This is a genomic window from Thermodesulfobacteriota bacterium, assembly GCA_035559815.1.
GTDB lineage: Bacteria > Desulfobacterota_D > UBA1144 > Nemesobacterales > CSP1-2 > DATMAT01.
Genome location: DATMAT010000025.1, coordinates 15,285 through 38,439, shown reverse-complemented (window position 1 = coordinate 38,439; position 23,155 = coordinate 15,285). Strand labels below are relative to the sequence as shown.

Sequence of the window (23,155 nt, the reverse complement as noted above, 5' to 3'; positions counted from 1 at the left end):
TCATCATTAGCACATAATTCCCCAAACTCTATGCCTATTTTTAAATTATGTAGAGGGAAAAATCTTGTGCAACGACTATAGCTTATATTTCAGATATGTCAAGAACCGGAATGGCAAAGAGAATATAACTCATTAAACGAGACCCCGTCAGAAATTAGGTTTTTAATTAAAGGGGTGTATTCCAGAAGAAAAAAGCGGGTAATTAATGTTGTTTCTTCTGTAAATGGTTGTTATGGTTCCGTTGTCTACTGGCTATGTTAGTAAGAATTACACTTAAGCCGGCGACATGCTTTTAAACTAAATAACTGGATATCCGAAGAGGTTTATTGGCTAGAAACCGATTTGTCGAACCCTTCCACTTCGACCCGGTACTTTAACCCCAATATTTGACTTTCTGACGGGAAGATAGCGAAAAATGGAACCGACTCACCGGGTTCTATGCCATAATTGAGCCCGGCTAATTTGTTAGGATTATTGAAATCTATGTCCCCGTTTTTTCGGCTTAGCCTTTGCCATATCTGGTCTAACGGCAAAATTTTGAGCTCGTCTTCCGAGAAGGTATTTCCGGCATATACGACCCTCTCAAAGAGACTTTTCCCGCCGCTCGCAAACTCGGTTTTAATCCGGATGTAGTTTACTATGTTTTTGGATTGATTAGTTATGTTGCCGGAAACTACATAGACAAGCCCATTCCTGGTGCTTAGCCATTTGCCGGATAGATCAGATACAATCAAATCCTTTCTGGGGTCTTCAATAAGCTTTATCGGGAGCCCTGATAGTATATCGCCAACCTTGCTCACCTTCTCTTTTGGAATTAACCCCTTGTTTGCCAATATTATCATTCCGGCCCCTATTATCACGGCTAGGATCAAGACGGTGAATGAGGCATAAATCAGTTTTTTTATAGCGCTACCGATAAAACCTTCCTTTCGGGGCAGGGCTTCCTCGGTAAATGCGTGCGGATTATGTTGTGGTTTGTAGCGATGAGAGCTCGACCTGGTTCCCTGTGGAGCGGTTATTAGCTTTTCTCTATCTACTGTCAGTTCGGTTGTCGCTGAAGAGAATTCAATATTCGGTATATCCTCCTTTACTGGTTCGTAGTCTCTTGAAGAAATATGTTCCTCTTGTTGTGGTTCATCAAATAGCTGTGGTGTTTCGGCAAAGGATTCTTCGGGCTCGTCGTCTATGGAAAGTTTTGACCAGTTAAACCCGGATTGATCCCCCTTTCTTTCGACTTCAGGGTCTTTCTCTACATCGATATTAAATCTTCCCTCTTCTGCTTTAGACTTGGTAATACTGACGAATTTCTCCCAATTAATAGCATCAGTTGGCCCTTTACTTATATCTGTCTCTGGTTCTTTAGTTTGCAGGGGGGACAAAGGGGAGGAATCATCCAGCCTCTCCTTGGCCTCTTCCAACTCGAGGGAATAACTTTTGGATTCAAAGGCCTTTATTTTTTCCCCATCAATGCTCGAAAGGTTGTCTCTATATTCGAATTCATTTCCTATGCCTTGTTCTATTTCCGGTGGTGACTTTGATTCTACATCCTGCTTTTTTTCCACGAAAAAGGTGTTTCCACACTTAGAACATCTAACTCTGCTTCCTGGTGGCTTGATGAGCGAATCGTCTATTTTAAATTTTCTGTTACACCGTTCACATTGAATTATCATAATCGTGTTCTTTTAATGTTTGAGGAAAGTTACGGAGGTTGTCTTTATTTGGCGCTCGTATGCTCCCACGCTCTAAGCAAAAGTTTATGCTTTCTTATCTTTAAGTCAATATAGGCGCCCAAAGTTGTTTTTGCAAAGTGCGAGTGGAAAAACGTCTGCCTTAATTGATTTCTCCCCGATTGGGATTGGTACTTTAGTGTCAGTGTTGAAAGCGGGCATGTCGAAAACAGTTTCTCCGAGTTCTACTTGACCTCCTTACTCCCGGCATTTGAGCAAGGATTTGGTAACAATCCTGTTCTATCTACGAATTGGTCATTCTCTTCTTGATAAAAACTGATCGTTTACCGGGATTGGAAAGTGCTCCGGACCTACCATCAGTAAGCCTACTCCACTGGGAAATGTTGATTCGGCCCAGTGAATAATTCTGATGCATATTCTTCGAGAAAAACTAATATTTGCTTGCGACAACCGAGGGGATTGGGGTACCATTAACAAATTTTGTCACAAATTCCTGATTCACTACCGTAAAACGCCTCATAAACCGAGGGACATCACAATTTTTAAAGTGATTTCAAAAAGTTATAGCAGGGTCAATTATGGCACGAATATTGCCCTAAATTTAATTGGAGGTGCGCAAAATGGCTCAAGAAAACCTGGTAGAAGCGCTTGACATGTTCTCGATCGAAAATTTGGTGGAAGAGGATGCCTTGATCAATCAGAGTGAGACGGCCACCAAAGAAGGAAATGGCTCTGCAAATGGCAATGGCCATAAAGTGGTGTCTGAAGACGATTACCGTATTCTGCAATCCTATTTTAAGGAAGTGGGAAACGAAAACCTCCTCAGCCCGAACGATGAGGTGGAAATTTCTATTAAGATAAAAAAATACGAGGCCAAAACAAAAGAGGTACAAGAACTAATTGACAAAATCACAATTCATAACAAGAACAGGAGCCAGAAGAACTGTAATTGTTCTGGGAATGGGTGTTCCAGGAAGGGGAAAAATACGGCTAAAAGGACTACGAATCACCTCTCCATTTCCCCAATGAGGCTGCTGAGGCTGACGGCTATGGAGAGGGCCTATTCGAAGAAAGCAAAATCGTTTAAAGATAGGTTTGTTAAAGCTAACCTCCGGTTAGTTATAAGCATAGCTAAGAAGTATATGGGCCGTGGACTTCCGTTAGCCGACCTTATTCAGGAAGGTAATATAGGGCTTATTAAGGCGGTTGAGAAATTTGACCATACCAAGGGATACCGGTTTTCCACATACGCTTCATGGTGGATAATCCAGAGTATCTCCCGTTCTCTTTTCGACCAGACCAGGGTTATTCGGGTGCCGATTAGAGTGCTGGAACAAGCAAATAAAGTTTATAAGACCACGACAATGCTACAGAATGAGAATGGCGAGATTCCAAATATAGATGAAATCGCCCAAGAATCCGGGCTCTCCGTCCAGAAGGTGAAGAAGGTTATGAACGCAACCACTACCAGCATGATATACCTGGATGCGCCCAGCCCGAGCTTGGAAGATGACCGTACCGCACTCATAGATTTTATTCCGGACAACGGTCTATCCACCGACTCGCTCATAGCTAAAGCAACTATGAGTGAAAAAATAGAGGAAGCCCTTTCCAGCTTGAACGACCGGGAAGAAGAAATTCTAAGGATGCGATTCGGAATCGGCTATGATAATTCGTACACGCTCGACGAGATTGGAAATCATTACCGACTAACCAGGGAGCGGATAAGACAGATCGAGAGACGTGCCCTCAGGAAACTCAAACAACTGGAAATAGGCACGCTACTCAAGGATTTTATAGAATGATAGGTCAGCTCATTCATCATTTTCACTATATATTTGCCGAGCCTGAGGATGAAGGGCATGCTCGGAATGATTATAACCCGAAGTATGTAGCAATGCTCTTAAAAAGAAGAGAACCGAACGGGAAGGTCTTTTTCTATTTCAAGAACAGAAGGAACTACATTTCCCTATTCGCAAATGGCCATATAAATGTGAGGGAAGATGATGGTTTGTTTAAACCTTGGGGTGTCTCCGAGTTTAAAGACATCAAGCCTCAGGACTTGTTTGAGAGGCTGGAGAAGGAAATAGCTAAAATAAGAATCCCCTCTTCTGGATATGGGCCCGATTATCATTTTTACTCCTATGGGGAATTTCTTGATTGGCTCAGGAAATAAGATTACCGGGCCAAGGTAAAAGTCCTCTCTTCATAACTTTCTTCCATTCAGCCTATAAATCCAGCGAAAAAGTTCTACTATAACCCGATAATTGCTTGCGGAGATGGCTTTGTCGGGAAAATCTATTTTCATTATATTTAAAAGAATTGATTCTTTGATTGTCTTTCTACAGCTATGGGGTCACCAGGTCAATCTTAGGTATAGTCCTTCCTTGTTCTGATAAGAATAAACAGGATAAGGAATAAATTGCCTCAAGACTGGCAATCAGGACAATAAGTATCGTTATCCACTATAGCGGTCAAACAAACGGGTTAATACGACAAGTGAATTGGAAAATAGAATTCCTTAAGAGACTCGACAGTACGTTCGGAAGATTGGCCTGCTCAGCCTCAAGACTGACTGTTACACCTAGAAAAGAAACCGATAACCAGCAGCCAAAAGTCCTGGTAATCCGACCTGGAGGGATAGGGGATGCCGTCCTTCTTTACCCCGCTCTAAAGGTACTTAAGGAGGGTTTCCCTAATGCGGAAATAAATATACTAGCGGAGAAGAGGAACTACGGTATCTTGTACCCCTGTCCATACATCGATGGATTATTCCGGTATGATTTTAAACCCCCAATCGAGCTTCTTAATGTTCTCAAGATAAAATACGACATGGTTATCGACACCGAGCAGTGGCACCGCCTGACCTCCGCTATCTCTTATTTAACTGGCGCGCCAGTGAGAGTGGGATTTGCTACCAACGAAAGGGCTGAGCTTTTTAGCCATGCCGTCCCTTATAGCCATTGTGACTATGAGGTTTATAGCTTCTTGAATCTGGTATCGTCCATAACCGGGCAAAAATACGCTTTTGATGGAGATGAGCCATTTATTCCGGTCGATTCGAGTATTATTTCTAAAGTTGCACCAGAAATAGAAGGGTTGAGGAAAAAGAATAGGGCAATTGCCGGGATGTTTGGCGGGGCAACGGTTCGAGAAAGAAAATGGGGGATACATAGGTTCGCCCAGCTTGCCAAAGACCTTCTGGGCGAAGGCTTGGGAATAGTGCTGGTAGGCGGCAAGTCCGACCTCCATGATCAGAGAAGATTTGAAGAAATTCTGGGCAAGGAAAACTTTCTCAGCTTTGTCGGGCGGACGTCGCTCATGGAAACAGCGGCGGTAATCTCGCTTCTAGATTTGTTTGTTACGGGCGATACTGGACTTATGCACGTTTCTTACGGTGTTGGCACCCCAACGGTTTCTCTTTTTGGCGCCGGGATTCAAAAGAAATGGGCCCCGATAGGCAAGAATCATATCGTAATAAATAAGAATTTGCGCTGTAGCCCTTGCACCAAGTTCGGTTACACTCCGAAATGCCCTTATGGTGTCAAGTGCCTGAATGATATAGCTGTTAATGAGGTCAAGGAAGCTGTATTAACCCTTTTGTTGAATCAGCGGAAGTGAGTAGCTTATTTCGGATTTGGGATTTCGGATTGCGGATTAAAAGGTATTTCAACTCTCCAATCCGCATCCCGAAATCCGCATTAAGCTACTACACCCCTCTTTCTTCGAGGCCTGGGGGTAGCTCACCGTAATAGGGAGAATCTTCACTATACAGGGCTTTTATATGGTCTTTGGGCATGTCCGGCATATCCTCTGAATATCCGAACATCCTGCATATGTGTTTAAGCTCTTCTTCTCGCCCCGGCAGCGGGTCCATTGGCTGAATCATTTTCCTCTTTTTTAGTTCCTCTCTAACCTGTTCGTCTTCCTTCAGCGGGTTTCCATATTGGTTCAGGTGAAACAGTCGGTCAAAGCGCTTTCTCGGTCTCTGCCCCGGAGACTCAAGTGGGTAACCTACCGCCATAAGCCATATTGGCACGACGTTATCTGGAGTCCCCAACACCTTTGGAAACTCCGCTGGCTTTCTTCCAGTGGCCAGAAGACAGCAACCCAGTCCAAGTTCGGTGGCTACGAGCATTGAATGCGCTATTGCCTGGCCTGCTTCTATTCTCAACAAGCCTTCCGTTCTTTCACGGGGGAAGCTCATTAGACGGGGATAGGTTACCTCGGTGAGAAGTTTGTAAGTCCAACCATGGGCTGCGGTTATTGCTCTTGCCGGGAAAAGCACGGCGAAAGATTGAACCAACTCCTTATACCAGGCATCTAGATTCAGAAGCCAAGCGATGACTATTGGAGCCTGACGAAGATGTATTTCATTAAAAAGCGATGCGCACTCGACGATCTGTTCGAATTTTTCCTTGGGATACTTGCTTTTGTCGATCACTATGGCTTCGGTTGAGCCGCAATTCCCCTGGCAGGATGCATATCTCGCCGCCTGGAGCATCATCTGAATCTTCCATTCTTCTACTGGTTTCCAGGGCTTAAAAAACCTTATACTTCTTCTTGCCCCTATTGCTTCAAAAAGTTCCATTTTATGTACCTCCTTTTTCCCAATTAAAACAGTGTTCGGTTTTATTGTCAAGGGAGTATTAGGATACACATTTGCCGGTCTCTATTCTAGATTTTGATTTCCATTAAATCCTCAGCCAGGATTGTTTCAACTGCTGTTTTTCTTCTAATTTTTTCTATCACCTTATTTTCGTCGCAGACGGGATACAAATGGGTGATGATAAGCCTTTTTACTCTGGCCTCATTTGCTATTTTGGTAACCTCGTCAGGGGTAAGGTGGCCTTTAACCTTTGATTTTTGGTCCGGTGCGGAGCATTCCAGGATTAGTGCATCGGCGCCTTTTGCCAGTTCGATTAAAGATTCCGAATAATCGGTGTCGCCGGAATAAACCAGGGACTTGCCCTCGGATTCGATTCTATAGGCGAGGCTGCTTTCAATATGAACGGTTTTCCTCACGATTACTCGGAAGTCCCGAAATTCTATAGCCCCCTCTTTAATTTCTGATACATTCAGGCAATCAGGGGTGATCCAGCCGTTATAGGCCTCTTTCAGTGCCGAGAAAAAGTTTAAAAAGCCCTCCGCTCCCCAGATATGAAGTTGTTTTACCCTTTGAGAGCTTTGGGTGTATTTCGTAGCGAATAAAAATGGAATCAGGTCGGCAGTATGGTCGGGATGGAAGTGGGATAGGAATATATGGTCGATATCCAGATAATTTATGCCCGCTTTTTCGAGTTTCCAGGTAGTGCCGTTTCCGCAGTCGAGCAGAAGGGTTGATTTGGGGAGTCTTAATGCATAGCCAGAGGAGCCTCTTCTTTCATAAGGAACACAGGTGCCCGAGCCGAGTATGTAGAGCTTCATGTATGTAATTTACATGATCTTTAATCTGCAGCCCAAGCGGAGTAAGGCTAATTTATCAACTAAGTATCCCTTCGTTCTTTCTTGACGAACTTACTCAGTTTGTTCAGTGAAGGGCGGCCTTTTCTGGTTTGTGAACAATTTTTGCAACTAAATGCTTTCTCAGGTAAAAAGGTGTTACCGATGGGACGCATAATAACCCTTACTACTGACTTCGGTTTAAAAGACTACTACGTCGGTGCGATGAAGGGGGTTATTCTCTCCATAAATCCCGACGCTATCCCCACGGATATCACCCACGAAATACCGCCACATAGCATCTTCGATGCGGCATTCACACTGATGAACTTTTACCGTTATTTCCCAGTAGGGACAATCCATGTTGTAGTGGTTGACCCGGGTGTGGGAAGTAAAAGAAAACCGATAGCCGTGGAAGCCGACGGACACTTTTTTATCGGGCCGGATAATGGGCTATTTACCTTTGTTTATGCCCTATCAAAGAGGTATCGCGCTTACCAGATAACCGATTCAAAATACGTTTTATCCCGGATAAGCAATACCTTTCACGGAAGGGACATATTCGCTCCTGCCGCGGCTCATCTTTCTTTGGGGGTTCCGGTCGAAGACTTGGGAAAGAAGGTTGGGAAACCGGTTAGGCTTGAAATTAAGGAGCCGGTGGTTCGGAGGGGGGAAATAATCGGTGAGTTTATTCATGTAGACTCTTTTGGCAATCTGGTTACGAATATACCGTCCAATCTTATAAAAGGAAAATCGAAAATCCATATTGGGCAAAGGGTAGTCGAAGGAGTTTCTAAGTCGTATTCAGATGTTTCCAAGGGTGAACTCCTGGCCATAATCGGTAGCTCCGGTTTCCTGGAGATATCTATAAACCAGGGCAGGGCTTCTGATGTGATTGGGATGAATGAAACTTTAAGAGTGAAGAATGAAGAATGAAGATGTATTAATTACCATTGATTACTTCGTACACGATGTCGCCTAGCTCCTCTATTTTATATGGCTTGCTGATTACGCCCCTGAATCCATACTTGCCGTAATCGGATAATATCGGGTCGTTTGAATATCCTGTAGATACTATGGCTTTAACACCCGGATATTTGTCCAGGAGCTTCTGGATAGCTTCCTGGCCGCCGATCTCTCCGGGTATGTTCAAGTCAATTATAACCGTATCGATTGGCTTTCCATTTTCTCTCGACCGGGCGTATTTCTCGATTACCTCATTGCCGTTCTTGGCATAATCTACCTCATATCCCAGGTGCGACAGTATTTCTCCGGCAGTCTCCCTCACAATATCCACGTCGTCGACTACCAAAACCCTTCCTTTGCCCCTTTTGAGGGATTCCTGAGCTTCTGACTCGGTTGATGCTCCTCCCTCCTTTGCCGGGATATATACTTTGAACCTTGTTCCCACCCCTAATCTTGATTCCACCCCCACGTACCCATCGTGATTCTTAATTATCGAGTAAACGGTGGCAAGCCCAAGACCGCTCCCCCTTTGCTTCGTCGTAAAATAGGGGTCAAAGATCCTGGTTAAAAGCTCTTCCGGTATTCCCACCCCGCTGTCCTCTATAGTTATCTTTACGTAGCGTCCTGGCATTAGATGTGGGGTTTCATCCTTTTCCAGTACAGCGTTCTCTACTTTTATCTTTATTACCCCTCCCTTTGGCATAGCCTGGTCGGCATTTATTACCAGGTTGTTCATAACCTGACTTATCTGTCCCTGGTCAACCTCCACCGGCCATAGCTTTTCTTCTATAACGAATTCACATTTGACCTTTGACCCGCTTACCGCGAAGCTGGCCGAGTCTTTAATTATCTCGCCGAGTGATGATACTACCCTTTTCACCGGTGCTCCACCCCGGGAAAACGTGAGCAATTGCTGGGTTAAATCCCTCGTCCTGATACAGGCCTTTTCCGCCTCGGAAAGTCTCTTGTATCCTTTATCGTTCGGATTGGCGTACATCTTGGCAAGGGAGATGTTACCCAGAATGGAAGTAAGAAGATTATTAAAATCGTGGGCTATACCGCCGGCAAGAATGCCCAGGGACTCCAATTTCTGGGCTTTCACTATTTCTTCTTGCATTTTCTTTCTCTCGGTAACATCCCGGGCAATGCCCTGTACCCCGACTATTTTCTCTCCTTCCCAAATGAGCCTGGTACGCACCTCAAGAGAGAGTTTGCTTCCGTCTTTCTTGACCGCCTCTAATTCCCAGGGTTGTAACTCGGTCAGGTCTGATTTCCGTATGATCGCATTTTGGAGCATGTCGAGAGCAAACCTAAAGCCCTCAGGAGTGAGTATCTCGGACAAGTTGCTTTTGGAAACATCTTCCAGGTCGTAACCCAGGGTGGTGAAGGCCACGCGATTGGCCGAGGTAAGATTGCCGGAAAGGTCGAAGGTAAAAATCATATCGTTAGCATTCTCGAAGAGGTCAGCATACTTGGCCTGAGACTTAAGGAGCTCTTCCTCTGCCCGCTTGCGCTCGGTTATGTCTTCCACCACCGCCATCCCGCCGATGACCTTTCCCTTTGAATCCCGGAGCGGAGAGAGCCGTTTTGACACCCATAGTTTGGCCGGCGTGGTGGTTCCTACGTAAGACCCTTCGTATGTTACGCTTTCTCCCGCTAAGACCGTATCCAATACTGCTTGGACACGGTGGTCGCATAGCCTTCGCATGTCCGTACCTATGATTCTGTCGTAGGAAGATTGGAGAATTTGAACCATTTTTTTATTGCAATGGGTTATGGTGAAATCTCTGTCGAAGATGTATACGCCGACCGGGGACTGGTCGAATAGGGTGTGGTAACGCTCCTCTGATTGACGTAATTCCTCGGCCTGTTGAGCATTCTTGATAGCTACCTCTATCTGTCTGGCGACGCCCTCTACGAGCTTAAGCTCCTCTTCGTCGAATGAGTTCTTTTCCAAAGAGTTTATGTTTATCACGCCGATGACCTCGTTTTTTAAACGTATAGGCATCGATACGTAGCTTTTGGTTCCCACCTCCCTTCCAGCCGGGCCTATTACCGTATCTGTTTCGGCATCCGCACAGTATCTGAGCGCTCCACTAATTATGGTTTTCCAGGTAAAGTCTTTGGGATAGGGTATCCTTCTTACCCGTTCGATAAACCAATCGGGATAGCCTCGGTAAGCTTTTAAAACTGCCTGTGGTGAGTCTGGAGCTTGATTAACTCCGGTCGATTGGGTTGCTCCTTCGACCAGGTAAATGGCTACAAAATCGGCGCCCTGTATGTTCCTACTCATGGAGTCGGCGGCGTTTTCCAGGACTTCTTGCAGGTTTATTGATTGGTGTACGCTTTGGGTTACGGAATTGATTATGGTTTCATAGCGGTTCTTTTTGGATAGCTGTGTCAGGTTTTCCAAAAAGGCTTTTTCCGCTTGCTTAAGTTCGGTCAGGTCACGGGCAATAATGATTGTGATTGCCTCTTCGGATTCACCGGGAAGGGTCTTCATTCGGGATTCAAGGTAAGCCCATAAGCCGTCCTTACGTTTGAAGCGAAATTCAGCAGTATGGTTAACTCCGTGGTCTGCTTGCAAACTGTCAAGACTAGCACAAAGCCGACTCACATCCTCCGTGTGAATAAACCGGAAGAAGTCCTGGTCTGATAATTCTTCGGGCTCGTATCCCGATATCTGTTTGTATGAAGGACTGGCGTATCGGTATGCTCCGTCCGGGCCAAGAATGGTGATAAGCTCGAAAGAGTTCTCAAGAAGATGTTCACTGCGCCTCAATACCTCCTCATTTCGTCTTTCTCCTACTACATCCCGAAAGGTTACCAGGATAGCGTCACCTTCATCCCAGGGTGTAAGTGTGGTGGTTAATTTCATGGGATAAGTTGAGCCATCGGCGCGGATTAGGTTTTCTTCTGTGAATACCGGCCCATGGTTCTTGGTTTCTTCAAGCCAGTTTTGTATTTTCGGCGAGCTTTCTTTAGAGAAAAGCACAGAGAGGTTTTTTCCAACAAGGTCCTCTATGCCGTATCCCAGGCTATAACGGACGGCGTTGTTGATTCTTATTACGTTTCCGCTGGCCGGGTCGACAATGGCGACCACATCCAGCGATTCCCGAAAAATCTTATCGAATAGCTCTTTATATAATCCAGCCATGCCGGGCTCGTCGGGGATTTCCTTCGTCCTGTAATGATCTAACTAGAATTTCCAGATATTCACTAAATCTTTGCGTTAGACTCTGGATTGTGCTGGTAGATAGTTATCCCGGGCTATGCTTCCCACTCGATTCTATACTTCTTTCCATTGATCTTAACTTCGTTTGCCTGTTTGTAGGAAAACATGTTTTCCCAGAAATAGTCCTCGGGTTCTTCTATCCCGGAGTTCCGGATTTCCCGGAGAATTTGCCGGTATTGGTCGTCTCCGGGGAGATCGGGCAGGAGGTCGAACAGCGTTGCTATATCCGGCCGCTCCGACTCGGCGATTTTCTCCCAGCTTACCCACTCATTGCTTTTTTTGGAGATGAAAAGCTTATCACCGCAGTTATTGAACGAAGTTTCATTCAAAGCCCAGGCCGGGATGTATTCAGCGTAATAGTAATCAAAGGCGCTTTCGAGCACCTCGCTCCATTTTAGTGTTACTTCATTTGATTTTGAATAGTCCTTCTCTGCAAGACCCATGGCGTAGTTCTTCATTTTTTCTCTCCTAAGCTTATAACTCTCTACTCGACGTTTCATATCATTCCTCTACAGGAAATGTGCCAGCAAACTAAGCTCCGATCACCCCTAGCCTTAATCGCAAAAAATATGCCATAAATATTTCCGGCCTTAACTAATTTAAAACACAGCAATTTTCCTAGGGTACGGGTGCCATGGATAGCCTTCAATAACAAATTTCGTCAGGGGTTTGGCAATTCGGGGAAGCTTGTATACAGGGTTGTTTTTACTTAAAATAAACCTTACCCCTGATGAAAAGTTTTCTGGAAAAGATTCCCGAATCCATAAAGAAATTCATAGACCCTTCCCTTCCCAGAGAAATGCGTCTCATGGCTGCGCAGGGCGTCGTACCGATCCCACCAAAAGACCTTGCGTTCGTCCTATACGGCCTCACTCAGGATGAGGATGAAGAGATAAGCGAGGAGGCGGCAAAGTCCCTGAAATCCATTCCGGAAAGCGTCATGGTGGGTGTGCTGGCCGATTCATCATCGCCGAGTGAGCTTCTCGATTATATCGCCAGAAGTACGGAGAGCGAAACCTTACTGCAAAAAATAATATTAAACTTTTCTACGAGTGATGCCACGATAGCCTATCTGGCAGAAGCGACTCATATACAATCGCTCCTAGACCTTATAGCTAACAACCAGGAGCGAATCCTTCGTTCGGCGGAGATCGTCGAAGCGCTCAGCAAGAATCCTACTATCAGCCGCTCGACGCTTGACCGGGTAATTTCCTTCTTTCGTCTTTATCTGGACAAGAAAGGGGTAATCCCGGAGTTCCTGAGAATAGATGGTGAAGCCCCGGATGTCCCCGAAGAATCCGATGAAGAAGCTGGATCAGCCATAATCGATGATGTCCAGTCATCGTTCTTGGATGACATTGGCTTTTCGGATGACTTGGTGGAAGAAAGCGAAGAAGATATAGGGGAGGCTAGGCGGGAGAGTTTACTCCATACTATAAAACAGATGAATATAGCCGAGAGGGTTAAGCTAGCGATCTTGGGGAACCGGGAGGCACGGACGATCTTGGTTAGAGACCCAAACCGGATAGTAGCCGGTGCAGTGCTCAAAAATCCACGCCTTACCGACATGGAGATAATAAACATAGCCCAGTCAAAGACCGTCGATGAGGACATACTTCGGGAAATCTCCATGTCGCGCAAATGGGCTAAGATTTATCAGGTGAAGGTGGCTTTGGTAAATAATCCTAAGACGCCGTCCCACGTTTCTCTCCACCTTATTCGGCATTTAAGGGATAGGGAAGTCCGTGCTCTTTTATGGAATAAAAATCTTCCCGGGGTTATTACCAGTACTGCCAAGAGGATAATGCAGGAAAAGAGGAAAGACGAAAAAGATTAAGGGTGGGGGGAGATAGAGGCTAATCATGAAAAGGGAAGCTGAGAAGGAGATATTGGAAATACCTTTAGTTTTTTCCGGCATGAGAGCGGACGTTGCTTTCTCCCATATAATTCCCAGCCTGACCCGTTCACAAGTAAGGAAGCTTATAGAAGAGAGGTTTATCTTGGTGGACGGAGAGGCGATAAAGCCGTCAAAGAAACTGAGCGGAGGCGAGACCGCCTCTATAACCTTGCTTCCACCGGAGCCCATAGAAGCAGAACCAGAGAATATACCCATAGAGATATTGTATGAGGACGATGATATCGTAGTGGTTAACAAATCGGCCGGAATGACCGTGCATCCGGGAGCCGGGGTGAAGAGCGGGACCTTGGTGAACGCGCTCTTATACAAATGCAAAGGGCTCTCCGGGATCGGGGGCAAGATTAGGCCGGGTATAGTACACAGATTGGACAAGGAGACCTCGGGGGTTATGGTCGTAGCCAAGAACGATTTTGCCCATCAGTCCTTAATCGAGCAGTTCAAGCGGAGAAGTGTCAAGAAAAGGTATTTGGCTTTGGTATTGAGCAATGTCAAAGAGGAAGCCGGTTCCTTCACCTCTTCTATAGGAAGGCACCCGATCGACAGGAAGAGGATGTCCTCGGCGGCAAGGGCAGGAAGAGAGGCTCATACGGTATGGAAGGTCATCAGGAGATATAATGGGGCAACCCTGGTCGAAGCCGAGCCCAGGACCGGAAGGACGCATCAAATAAGGGTTCATTTTTCGGAAAACGGCCATCCGATCCTGGGGGATAAGGTTTACGGTCTAAAAAAGCATAAATCTGCTCATCTGGAAGCTATCTCCAGAACCCTGGGAAGGCAGGCACTCCATGCAGAGATGCTCTCGTTCAAGCATCCCCGGAGCGGAGAGGAGGTACAGTTTAATGCCCCTCTTCCTGACGATATGAAGGAGGCAATTAATCTTCTGGAAGGACAAGATATAGCCAAAAATGGTATGGTTTAGGTCCGATACTTTATCCAATTTTAGGTTTGTCGTGCATGGCTTTTCTGATCGTCAGTTTAACGGTGATTTGGAGGAGACGGCTAGAAATTTCGGACTCGGCACCGTTTTTACCATGGCTCAGGTTCACAGCGCCGATGTTATCGTACTAAAAGACGGGTTCAAAGAAGAGCCGGGAACGAAGGGGGATGCGATTATAACCGGGCAGAAAGGAATGGGCATAGGGGTTTTTACCGCGGATTGCGTGCCTATTCTTCTGGTTGACGAACGCGCATCTTGCGTAGCAGTTGTGCATGCCGGATGGCGGGGAACGCTCTATCAGCTTTCTCAAAAGACCCTCCAGGAGATGCGCCGGCATTTTGGGGCTGATCCTTCGAGGGTTCATGTGGTATTGGGACCATCTATCGGAAACTGCTGTTATGAGGTTGGTGAGGACGTGGCCTCACCGTTTATGGAGAAGTTCAAGGATAATCAGCGTTATCTCTTCGAGAAAGGCAATTCCAAATACACACTCGACCTTAAGGAAATAAATAGGCTTTTACTCCTTGAAGAGGGAGTAAAGAATATAGAGGTAATGAGTATATGCACCAAGTGCAATAATAATTTCCACTCCTACCGGAGAGACGGCAAAATGGTGGGCTCCCAGCTCAGCATTATCGGCTTGGTTTAGTCTCGGGGATAAACATGTTATTATTATCATTCTAACTAGTGAATGACCAAGGGTTAGGAGTTGAAAAAGTGTTCGCTCTTAGCTCATGATTAAACTTGCGGAGGGTAAAAATGCTACAGATTATGTGCTGGGTAAATTCAGAGGATTACTGGTATCTCAATTCCCTAGGAGAGAAAAACATACCGGTTAACTACTATGGTTACATGTTTGAAGTGGAGGGCGGAGGGGAAACTTCGGGCGGAGGAAGCGTGGTAAAGCTCATGGTTGTTGAATTGATCAACGCTAATTTGGCAGTGGGGTTTGCCCTTCCCCCCGGTTTTTCCGTGGACGGCGAGTTCCAGCTTAACTTTGTGTGTAATGACCGTCTGTCTGACGATATCCCGGTTGTTTGCAAGCTATCCGATGAGGTCAAGAGGGCCTCTTATATGGGAGACGATAACGAAAGGCTGGAGTACGTAGGGTTTTCTTTGGAGAAGTTTTATGAAAATAAAGGCGCTACGTTTTATCTCTTTGACCTTAGGGGCAGCAAGTCTAAGTGAAAACACCAGTGACCAAATATCAAATTTAGAATTCAGGGTTTATCGGGTATTTTTTGGAATTTACGATTTTGGATTTGATATCTTTCATTCGATTGGATAAATCCCAGCTTGGAACGGAGCTTTTTAAATGGCAAAGATAAATAAGATAGTACTGGCTTACTCTGGTGGTCTCGATACCTCGGTGATACTAAGGTGGCTTATCGAGGAGTACAAGGCTCATGTAGTAGCCTTTGTTGCCGACCTCGGCCAGGGAGAGGATTTGGAGGAAGTAAGAGAAAAAGCATTAAAAACGGGTGCAAGCAAGGTGTATGTCGAGGACCTGAGAGAAGAATTCGTCAGGGATTTCGTTTTCTCCGCACTCAAGGCAAATGCGGTTTATGAAGGCGATTACCTCCTGGGAACCTCCATAGCGCGTCCGTTGATTGCAAAGAAACAAATCGAGATTGCCAAGAAAGAGCATGCTGATGCGGTGGCACATGGTGCTACCGGCAAGGGAAATGACCAGGTAAGGTTCGAGCTTACATACTATGCGCTCGAGCCTAACATCCGGGTCATAGCTCCCTGGCGGGAGTGGGATTTGAAATCGAGGGGAGACCTCGTTTCCTACGCCCAGAGACACGGTATTCCCGTCCCGGTGACTCCTAAAAAACCGTATAGCTGTGACAGGAATTTGCTTCATACCAGTTATGAGGGAGGAATCCTGGAAGACCCGTGGGACGAGCCGCCCGAAGAAATGTTTGAGATGACCGTTTCTCCGGAGAAGGCTCCGGATAGACCGACCTACATCGACATAGACTTTGAAAAGGGCGTGCCCATAAGCATAGACGGACATGAGCTTTCGCCGGTAGAACTCCTCTACCGGCTGAACGAGATGGGAGGCAGGAACGGGATAGGCAGGGTGGACATGGTGGAAAACCGGTTTGTGGGGATAAAGTCCCGAGGGGTATATGAAACCCCCGGCGGTACGATACTCCATTCAGCGCATAGAGCAGTTGAATCTATCACCATGGACCGGGAGGTCATGCATCTAAGAGATACCCTAGCCCCCAAATACGCCGAGCTTATTTACTATGGCTTCTGGTATTCCCCGGAGATGTCCATGCTGAGAGCGGCCATAGACGAATCACAAAAGAACGTCACCGGTACTGCCAGGATGAAAATTTATAAAGGAAATGTATCGGTCGCTGGAAGGCGTTCTCCCTTTTCCCTATACCAAAGGGACCTGGCCACATTCGAAGAGGACAAAATATACAATCAAAAAGACGCAACCGGATTCATCAGGCTTAATGCATTGAGGCTGGCGGTCAAAACCCTATTACAGAAAGAGTAATAGCTAAACGGCACACCTTTATGCACCCAATATCAGAAAAATCTAAAAGAGCGCTTTCGCGAGCACCGGTGGTTATAGGGAGGCCATTTATGGCGTCTTTGGAAAATGTTTTAGGTAGAATAAAATCCATGAAAACCTCTGATTTTGACTATCACCTTCCTAAAGAGTTGATACCCTTCTATCCCCTTGCCAAGAGGGAACAGTCCCGGTTGATGGTTGTAAGGAGAGGGGATGGAGAAATAGGACATCGAAGGTTTTACCAGTTGCCCGGCTTACTGAAAAAGGGCGATCTCCTCGTGCTTAACGACACAAAGGTCATACCGGCCCGGTTATTCGGTAAGCTAAGTAACGGCGATAGGTTCGAGGTTCTACTTACCGAGAGGGTAAATCCCCGTCTATGGAAAGCGATTATGAGAAATCCCAAACAAGGTGTTTCGGTCGAATTCGACGGAGGGTTAAGGGGCCGGGTTCTTAAGAATGGGAAAGACGAGTGGTTGATTGAATATGAGGTGAATGCCGATGATTATGTAGAGCAATATGGCAGGATGCCTCTTCCCCCTTACATCGAGCGTGAACCGGAAGATAGGGACAGGGCTTCTTACCAGACCGTTTATGCGGAGAAATATGGAGCCATAGCCGCCCCGACGGCGGGCCTTCATTTCACCAAAGAGCTTATTGATGAAATACACCGAAGCGGGGTGGAAGTTCGCTATGTAACGCTACACGTAGGGGTAGGAACCTTTAGACCGGTCAAGACAGATGATATTAGTGAACACAAGATGCACCCGGAACACAGGGAGATTCCGGAGGAGACCGCTCTTGCCGTGAATAAGGCCAAGAGCGAGCACAGGAGGGTAGTTGCTGTCGGGACCACTGTGGTGAGGACCCTCGAATCGGCAGCGGATCAAACGGGCAGGGTAAGAAAAGAGAATGGACCTACGGACCTTTTTATCTACCCCGGGTTTCGTTTCCGGGTAGTCGATGCCTTAATCACAAATTTTCACCTCCCCCGTTCCACACTCCTTATGCTTGTTTCCGCTTTTGCCGGGAAAGAGCTTATTTTCAAGGCGTACGAAGAGGCCAAAAGGGAAGGATATAGATTCCTCAGCTACGGCGATGCTATGCTAATAATTTGAAGCCTTTCATGAAAAGTGGTCTTATTCGCCGCTGTTCAAAATAATAAAAAATCAAGAAATCCATCGTTTTAAACAAGGCTTTTAGGCGGATAAAAAGGCATTTCTCAAATCAGGCTGCTTTCTTTTATCTTTCTCGTGTAAATGCTGTCCAAATCATATCCGTTCAACCAAGCCGTGTATGCCCTGATGAGATTAGTTTTTAGAAATGGGATTGCTTCGTTCGTGGAATTTATCCCTTCGACAAGCTAGATAGGGTTCCGAATAAGTACATTTGGCATCCTTCGACGGGGCTCAGGATGAGCGGATGCAAGCATCCGCTGTTAATCAGGAATAAAAGACCCGTTCGTCCTGAGCCCTTCGATTTCCTCAGGACAGGCTTGACGAAGGACGGAGTCGAAGGGGAAACACCTCAAAAAATTCTATCCTTTCTTTTTGCGGTGAAGCAATCTCTTATTTTGGAAAAGTTAGGTGCTTAATAATAAATCAAGTCAGGTCAATTCATATTGTAAAACCCTCTTGATTGTCGGAGTGGGTGTCGGTAAAAAAATAATATGAAAAGGCCTGGCTTGTAGACCGCGAACTTTCAGTCTGAGTATCTTTCGACTAATTCCTTATACATACATCTATTCAGGCATAAAAGTAAGATAGAAAGATGTAGTACGAGTACATTGGTGCTAGTATAAAAGTACTATTGATTTAATTTTAATCACCCTGTAATAAACTTAAGAGTAAGTTATGGAAGCGGCCTGCGGACTCAGTACAATTGGACATAAAACTGCGAACTCGGTTTATCAACGCTTCAGGTTATCTCCCCGAAATAGATCTGGAAAAGCTTCACAAATGAATCATCTCTGAAAATTAGGGTCTTATACTGGTACTGTGATGGACGGTTAAATTACGGTTAAATTAAAGAGTTTTTTTGGACTCAATCTCACAGTCAAAGGATGTGTGCCCATAGTTGACGATGAAGTTGGCGATATAATATAGTTTAAAAGAGTAAACATGGAGAAGAAATACAAACGATCCCAGGGGAAAAAGGGTCTCCTGCAGAGTGAGGCTGGTGAAGTCTTGCGCAGACGCGCCCCGAGATTATTAGACTATGAGCCAGCAAAGGTAGATGATTTTTCTAAGGCCGACCTCTCCAGCTTAATCCATGAACTGAGGGTGTATCAAGCTGAGCTGGAGATACAAAACGAAGAGCTTCGCAGAATACAACTGGAGCTTGAGGAATCCTGCAACAAGTACCTTGACTTATACAATTTTGCCCCGGTCGGATATTTTACCTTGAATGCGAGGACAATTATTTTAGATGTCAATCTAGCCGGTGCGGAGTTGCTTAGAGCCGAGAAACAATTTTTGATAGGGAAGCGGTTTACTCGATATATTGCCCATAAAAATCACGACGTTTTTTACAGTTATCGAAAAAGGCTCCTCAAGACAAATACTCGAGAGTCTTGTGAATTGCAGATGCTCCGTAATGACGGAGCCACTTTTTATTCCAGGTTAGACAGCGTGGCCGTATTTAATTCTGAGGGGAATTTCGTTCATTTTAGAATTGCAATACTCGATATTACCGAACAAAGGCAGTCCAAGGAAAAGCTCGATAAAGCCTTGGATGAGCTAGAGATAAGGGTTAAAGAACGAACGAGCCAGCTTCTAAAAACCAACGAGGCTTTACGTGTAGAAATCTCAAACCGGGTCAAAGTTGAAGAAGAATTAAAAAAAAGCCTGGACTATATTTCCAAGAGGAACCGTTACGAGTCGATAATGAGCCACGTAACCCAGGCTGTACATAAATCCATTAATCTTCAAGAGGTTCTGGAAAACGCCGTAGAGTCCATGATCAAGAACATAAGACAGGCCAGCCATATCGGTATTTATCTGGTCGAAGGAGAGTGGTGGGATTCAACTTCCTTCCCCCGGTTAAACCTGGTGACCTCGGCTCAAGGTCCACCGACGGCGGTTTTGAAGGCCCATAGAGGTTTTCCAGATTGGTTTGTAGAACAGACGGGGAGAATCCCCTATCCTAAGGGCTATACCTGGAAGGCGATATTAGAAGGAAAGGCTCTTTATTGCGGCGACGTAGAACGGGACACAATCATCGGACCGGCAGGCAAACAGGTTGGCACGAAAAGCTATTTATCCACGCCTATCTTTTTTGGGGATAAAACTATCGGTTGTGTGAATATAAATTCTCTGCAAAAACATGCCTTCGATGAAGAAGACATAAAGTTAATGGAGGCTGTGACAAAGCAAATCGGAGTGGCTTTGACCCGTGCGAAGCAGGCCAAGGAACTGAAAGCCTTGAATGAAAGGTTAAATGAAAGAAACAAGGACTTGGAAGTAGTAAACGCCATTACTCAAGCCATAAACCAGTCATTTGACCTTCAGCAGATTTACCGGGTTGCCTTGAATAAAATCCTCGAGCTAGAAAATGTGGACGCGGTGATGGTTTATGTGATAGACGAAGAAAAAGATGAAGCAGTGCTTCAAGCTCATGTAAATCTTCCCGAGGATTATATAAGAAGAGCGGGAAGAATTCCCTATCCTAAAGGATTAACCTGGAAGGCTATTAATGCCGGCAGGGTAATTAATATCGAGGATGCCCAAAAGGACCCGGATACCGGGCCGGCCGGTAGAGACCTGGGACTCCGTGGCAGCTTGGGCATACCTATATTTCTCAAAGAAAAAGTCATAGGGGTTATTTGGTTTGCTGCGTATAAGGAGCATAAATTTAATGAAAAGGAGATAGGTTTACTTTCCGCCGTTGGTAACCAGATCGCTATAGCCATAGCAAAGACGGAGCAATACCGGGAATTATCCAGAAAGAATCGTTATGAGCCTGTAGTCGGCAGTGTGACCCGGGCAGTGCATCAATCCATCGACTTACAAGACGTCCTGGAAAATGCCGTCGAGGCTATGAGTGAAGAAATAGAGGGAATAGACAATGTCGGTATCTACTTGGTAGAGGAAGAGGAAGCTGTCATGAGAGCTTACCGGGGTTACCCCGGCTGGTTTGTCGAACGTTTAAGAAGAATACCTTATCCGAAAGGCTTTACATGGAAAACGATAATAGAAGGCAAGCCAATATATTGTGCAGATACAGACCAAGATACGATTATCGGTCAAGCAGGAAGGGACCTCGGAACAAAAAGTTATGCGGCCATGCCCATTAGGTTCCAGGACGAGACGGTAGGGGTTATAAATATTAATTCCCTGAAGAAGAATGCATTTCGAAAGGAAGAGCTAAAGTTGCTCGAAATCATAGCGCAACAAATAGAGATAGCGATCAATAATGCTCAGAAGGCAGAGGCGCTCAGGGAAAGCGAGAAAAGATTCAGAAGCATGGCCGATGCAGCTCCAGTTATGATATGGATGTCGGGGGTCGATAAGCTCTGGAGTTACGTCAACAAGGGCTGGCTGGAGTTTACCGGAAGGACTTTGGAGCAGGAACTGGGCAGTAGTTGGGCTGAGAATTTGCACCCCGATGACCAAGAACGGTGTTTAGACACCTATTTTGCTGCTTTTAACGCCCGTCAGGAATTTGAGATGGAATACCGTTTGAAGCGGTTTGATGGGGAATACCGGTGGGTCTTAGATAAGGGTGTGCCCCGGTTTCTTCCAGACGGCAGGTTTGTTGGATTTATGGGTTCATGTATCGATATTACCGAAAGAAAGAATGCGGAGGAGAGACTGAATAATTATGCCCGGCAACTGCAGAGTCTGTCCCATCGCTTGATGAGTGTACAGGAGATCGAACGCCGTTTTCTAGCTAAAGAATTGCACGACGAAATAGGCCAGGTGCTGACGGTGGTGAAGATTCACTTGCAGGCTTTGCGAGGTCTCGGGGAGAATGATTCCTACATAACCCACCTGAAGGAGAGCATGTCGGTGGTTGATAAGGCTTTAAGACAGGTTCGGGATTTGTCGCTGAATTTAAGGCCCTCGATGCTGGATGACCTGGGGCTGGTCGCTACCTTGCGGTGGTATATAAATCAGCAGGCGCAGTTGGGAGGGTTTGTGGGGGAATTTAACGCCAGCCCGGAAAACATGCGTTTTGAGCCGAATCTTGAGACTGTTTGCTTTCGCACCGCGCAGGAGGCGTTGACTAATGTTTTACGCCACGCAAATGCAAAGAGGGTATCGGTAGAGCTAAGGCAGCATGATAGCATGCTCGAACTGGTGATTCGCGACGACGGAATAGGGTTTGACCTGGATGCGGTGCAGGAAAGGATGGCTCGCGGCTTGAGTTTCGGCCTGCTCAGTATGCAAGAGCGTGTCCAGCTTGTCGGCGGTAGGATTGAGATCAAGACAAAGCCAAATAAGGGAACCATGATTAGAGCTTACTTTCCACTAAGCTTTGAATCTTAAAACAGCTATAGCAAAGAGAATCTTATGACCAAGCCGATTCGAATTTTACTCGCGGATGACCATAACCTCGTGCGGGCCGGGATTCGGTCGTTAATACAGAATATAGACGGTATGGAGGTTATAGGGGAAGTGGGTGATGGCCGCAATGCTCTAAGTTTCATCGAAGCTTATCGGCCGGACATAGCTTTAATCGATATTTCTATGCCTGGTTTGAACGGCTTGGAGGTGACCGCACGCGCAACAAAGGAGTTCCCGGAAGTGGGTGTTATAATCTTGTCTATGCATTTAAATGAAGAGTACGTGCTTCAAGCATTACGAAGCGGGGCATCCGGCTATCTAGTGAAGGGCGCGGACCAGGCCGAGCTTGAAATCGCTATCAGGGCGGTTGCCGGTGGTCAGACCTATCTAAGCCCGGGTGTGTCCAAGCATATCGTGGCCGATTACTTACAGCGAGCCGAAGCCGGAGGCACTTCCTTAAATTTATTAACGCCGCGGCAGCGCGAAATTCTACAGTTGATTGCCGAGGGCTGCTCGACCAAAAAGATTGCCCGTATGCTTAACTTGAGCGTCAAAACCGTGGACACCCACCGCACCAAGATGATGGAGCGACTGGATATTCATGATATTGCCGGCTTGGTGCGCTATGCCATCCGCATGGGGATAATAAAGCCGGAGTAATTCCCGAATTCCCAATGATTAAGGGTAACAATGAGAACAATCATACTAAAATCGCTGTGGGCATCTGCCCCAGAAAACGACCTATTGCTGTCCAAGATAATTAGAAACCAACGATTCACTTTCGTAAGATAAGGTCTTTAGATAGATAAAAACGTCTTTTTAAAATCAGTTTCCCGTCGTCTATGTTTGCTATCCAAGCGCTATCCTAACTCTATTCATGTAAATAGCCATTCCACCCTGTGTTTCCGCCCTTAGTAAGGGTGGAT

General features: G+C 45.9%; 17 protein-coding genes and 1 pseudogene. 12 read left to right on the top strand and 6 right to left on the bottom strand.

Annotated elements, in window-relative coordinates; all coding sequences use genetic code 11:
* Nucleotides 1–323 precede the first annotated feature (323 nt).
* Complete coding sequence (locus VNN20_07705) at nucleotides 324–1,562, bottom strand: hypothetical protein (GenBank protein HWP92065.1); 1,239 nt, start codon at nucleotides 1,560–1,562, stop codon at nucleotides 324–326.
* Between the two features lie 12 nt (nucleotides 1,563–1,574).
* Nucleotides 1,575–1,670 (bottom strand): annotated as a pseudogene (locus VNN20_07700) (zinc-ribbon domain-containing protein).
* A 638-nt stretch (nucleotides 1,671–2,308) separates the two neighbouring features.
* Between VNN20_07700 and VNN20_07695 the strand changes: the two are divergent.
* The 3 genes from VNN20_07695 (at nucleotide 2,309) to VNN20_07685 (ending at nucleotide 5,309) form a co-directional block, all read left to right on the top strand.
* The gene (locus VNN20_07695) at nucleotides 2,309–3,493 is read left to right on the top strand and encodes a sigma-70 family RNA polymerase sigma factor (GenBank protein HWP92064.1); all 1,185 of its coding nucleotides are present in this window, start codon (nucleotides 2,309–2,311) and stop codon (nucleotides 3,491–3,493) included.
* Complete coding sequence (locus VNN20_07690; GenBank protein HWP92063.1) at nucleotides 3,490–3,864, top strand: hypothetical protein; 375 nt, start codon at nucleotides 3,490–3,492, stop codon at nucleotides 3,862–3,864. The genes VNN20_07695 and VNN20_07690 overlap by 4 nt, the downstream gene beginning before the upstream one ends.
* 323 nt (nucleotides 3,865–4,187) lie before the next feature.
* Nucleotides 4,188–5,309, top strand: a complete 1,122-nt coding sequence (locus tag VNN20_07685; protein HWP92062.1) for a glycosyltransferase family 9 protein — start codon at nucleotides 4,188–4,190, stop codon at nucleotides 5,307–5,309.
* 88 nt (nucleotides 5,310–5,397) lie between these two features.
* Here the strand turns inward: VNN20_07685 and VNN20_07680 are convergent, their stop codons facing one another.
* Nucleotides 5,398–6,279: a nitroreductase family protein gene (locus tag VNN20_07680; protein ID HWP92061.1), complete on the bottom strand. Its 882-nt coding sequence runs from the start codon at nucleotides 6,277–6,279 to the stop codon at nucleotides 5,398–5,400.
* 86 nt (nucleotides 6,280–6,365) lie between these two features.
* Nucleotides 6,366–7,115 carry an MBL fold metallo-hydrolase gene (locus tag VNN20_07675; GenBank protein HWP92060.1) on the bottom strand — a complete coding sequence of 250 codons (750 nt, stop codon included), beginning with the start codon at nucleotides 7,113–7,115 and terminating at the stop codon, nucleotides 6,366–6,368.
* Nucleotides 7,116–7,295: 180 nt separating this feature from the next.
* Here VNN20_07675 and VNN20_07670 point away from each other — a divergent pair, with 180 nt between their 5' ends.
* Nucleotides 7,296–8,066, top strand: coding sequence for an SAM-dependent chlorinase/fluorinase (locus VNN20_07670; protein HWP92059.1), 771 nt, complete (start codon nucleotides 7,296–7,298; stop codon nucleotides 8,064–8,066).
* A gap of 7 nt (nucleotides 8,067–8,073) precedes the next feature.
* On the opposite strand, the gene VNN20_07665 is transcribed toward VNN20_07670, so the two are convergent.
* Together VNN20_07665 and VNN20_07660 are read right to left on the bottom strand one after the other, a co-directional pair.
* Nucleotides 8,074–11,253, bottom strand: coding sequence for a PAS domain S-box protein (locus tag VNN20_07665; GenBank protein ID HWP92058.1), 3,180 nt, complete (start codon nucleotides 11,251–11,253; stop codon nucleotides 8,074–8,076).
* 113 nt (nucleotides 11,254–11,366) lie between these two features.
* Nucleotides 11,367–11,831, bottom strand: coding sequence for a hypothetical protein (locus VNN20_07660; GenBank protein ID HWP92057.1), 465 nt, complete (start codon nucleotides 11,829–11,831; stop codon nucleotides 11,367–11,369).
* A gap of 230 nt (nucleotides 11,832–12,061) precedes the next feature.
* Between VNN20_07660 and VNN20_07655 the strand changes: the two genes are divergently transcribed.
* From VNN20_07655 to VNN20_07620, 8 genes are all read left to right on the top strand, one after another.
* On the top strand, nucleotides 12,062–13,168 hold the full coding sequence (locus tag VNN20_07655; protein HWP92056.1) for a hypothetical protein: 1,107 nt from the start codon (nucleotides 12,062–12,064) through the stop codon (nucleotides 13,166–13,168).
* A gap of 25 nt (nucleotides 13,169–13,193) precedes the next feature.
* Nucleotides 13,194–14,168, top strand: a complete 975-nt coding sequence (locus VNN20_07650; GenBank protein HWP92055.1) for an RluA family pseudouridine synthase — start codon at nucleotides 13,194–13,196, stop codon at nucleotides 14,166–14,168.
* On the top strand, nucleotides 14,155–14,835 hold the full coding sequence (gene pgeF, locus VNN20_07645; protein HWP92054.1) for a peptidoglycan editing factor PgeF: 681 nt from the start codon (nucleotides 14,155–14,157) through the stop codon (nucleotides 14,833–14,835). The genes VNN20_07650 and pgeF overlap by 14 nt, the downstream gene beginning before the upstream one ends.
* A gap of 110 nt (nucleotides 14,836–14,945) precedes the next feature.
* Nucleotides 14,946–15,374: a hypothetical protein gene (locus VNN20_07640; GenBank protein ID HWP92053.1), complete on the top strand. Its 429-nt coding sequence runs from the start codon at nucleotides 14,946–14,948 to the stop codon at nucleotides 15,372–15,374.
* 127 nt (nucleotides 15,375–15,501) lie between these two features.
* Nucleotides 15,502–16,704, top strand: a complete 1,203-nt coding sequence (locus tag VNN20_07635) for an argininosuccinate synthase (GenBank protein ID HWP92052.1) — start codon at nucleotides 15,502–15,504, stop codon at nucleotides 16,702–16,704.
* 89 nt (nucleotides 16,705–16,793) lie between these two features.
* The gene (gene queA / locus VNN20_07630) at nucleotides 16,794–17,840 is read left to right on the top strand and encodes a tRNA preQ1(34) S-adenosylmethionine ribosyltransferase-isomerase QueA (protein HWP92051.1); all 1,047 of its coding nucleotides are present in this window, start codon (nucleotides 16,794–16,796) and stop codon (nucleotides 17,838–17,840) included.
* Nucleotides 17,841–18,842: 1,002 nt separating this feature from the next.
* A complete protein-coding gene (locus tag VNN20_07625) occupies nucleotides 18,843–22,211 on the top strand; it encodes a GAF domain-containing protein (GenBank protein ID HWP92050.1) in 3,369 nt (1,122 codons plus the stop codon).
* Between the two features lie 24 nt (nucleotides 22,212–22,235).
* Entirely contained in the window at nucleotides 22,236–22,889 is a 654-nt protein-coding gene (locus VNN20_07620) for a response regulator transcription factor (protein ID HWP92049.1), read from the top strand.
* The last annotated feature ends 266 nt before the right edge of the window (nucleotides 22,890–23,155 follow it).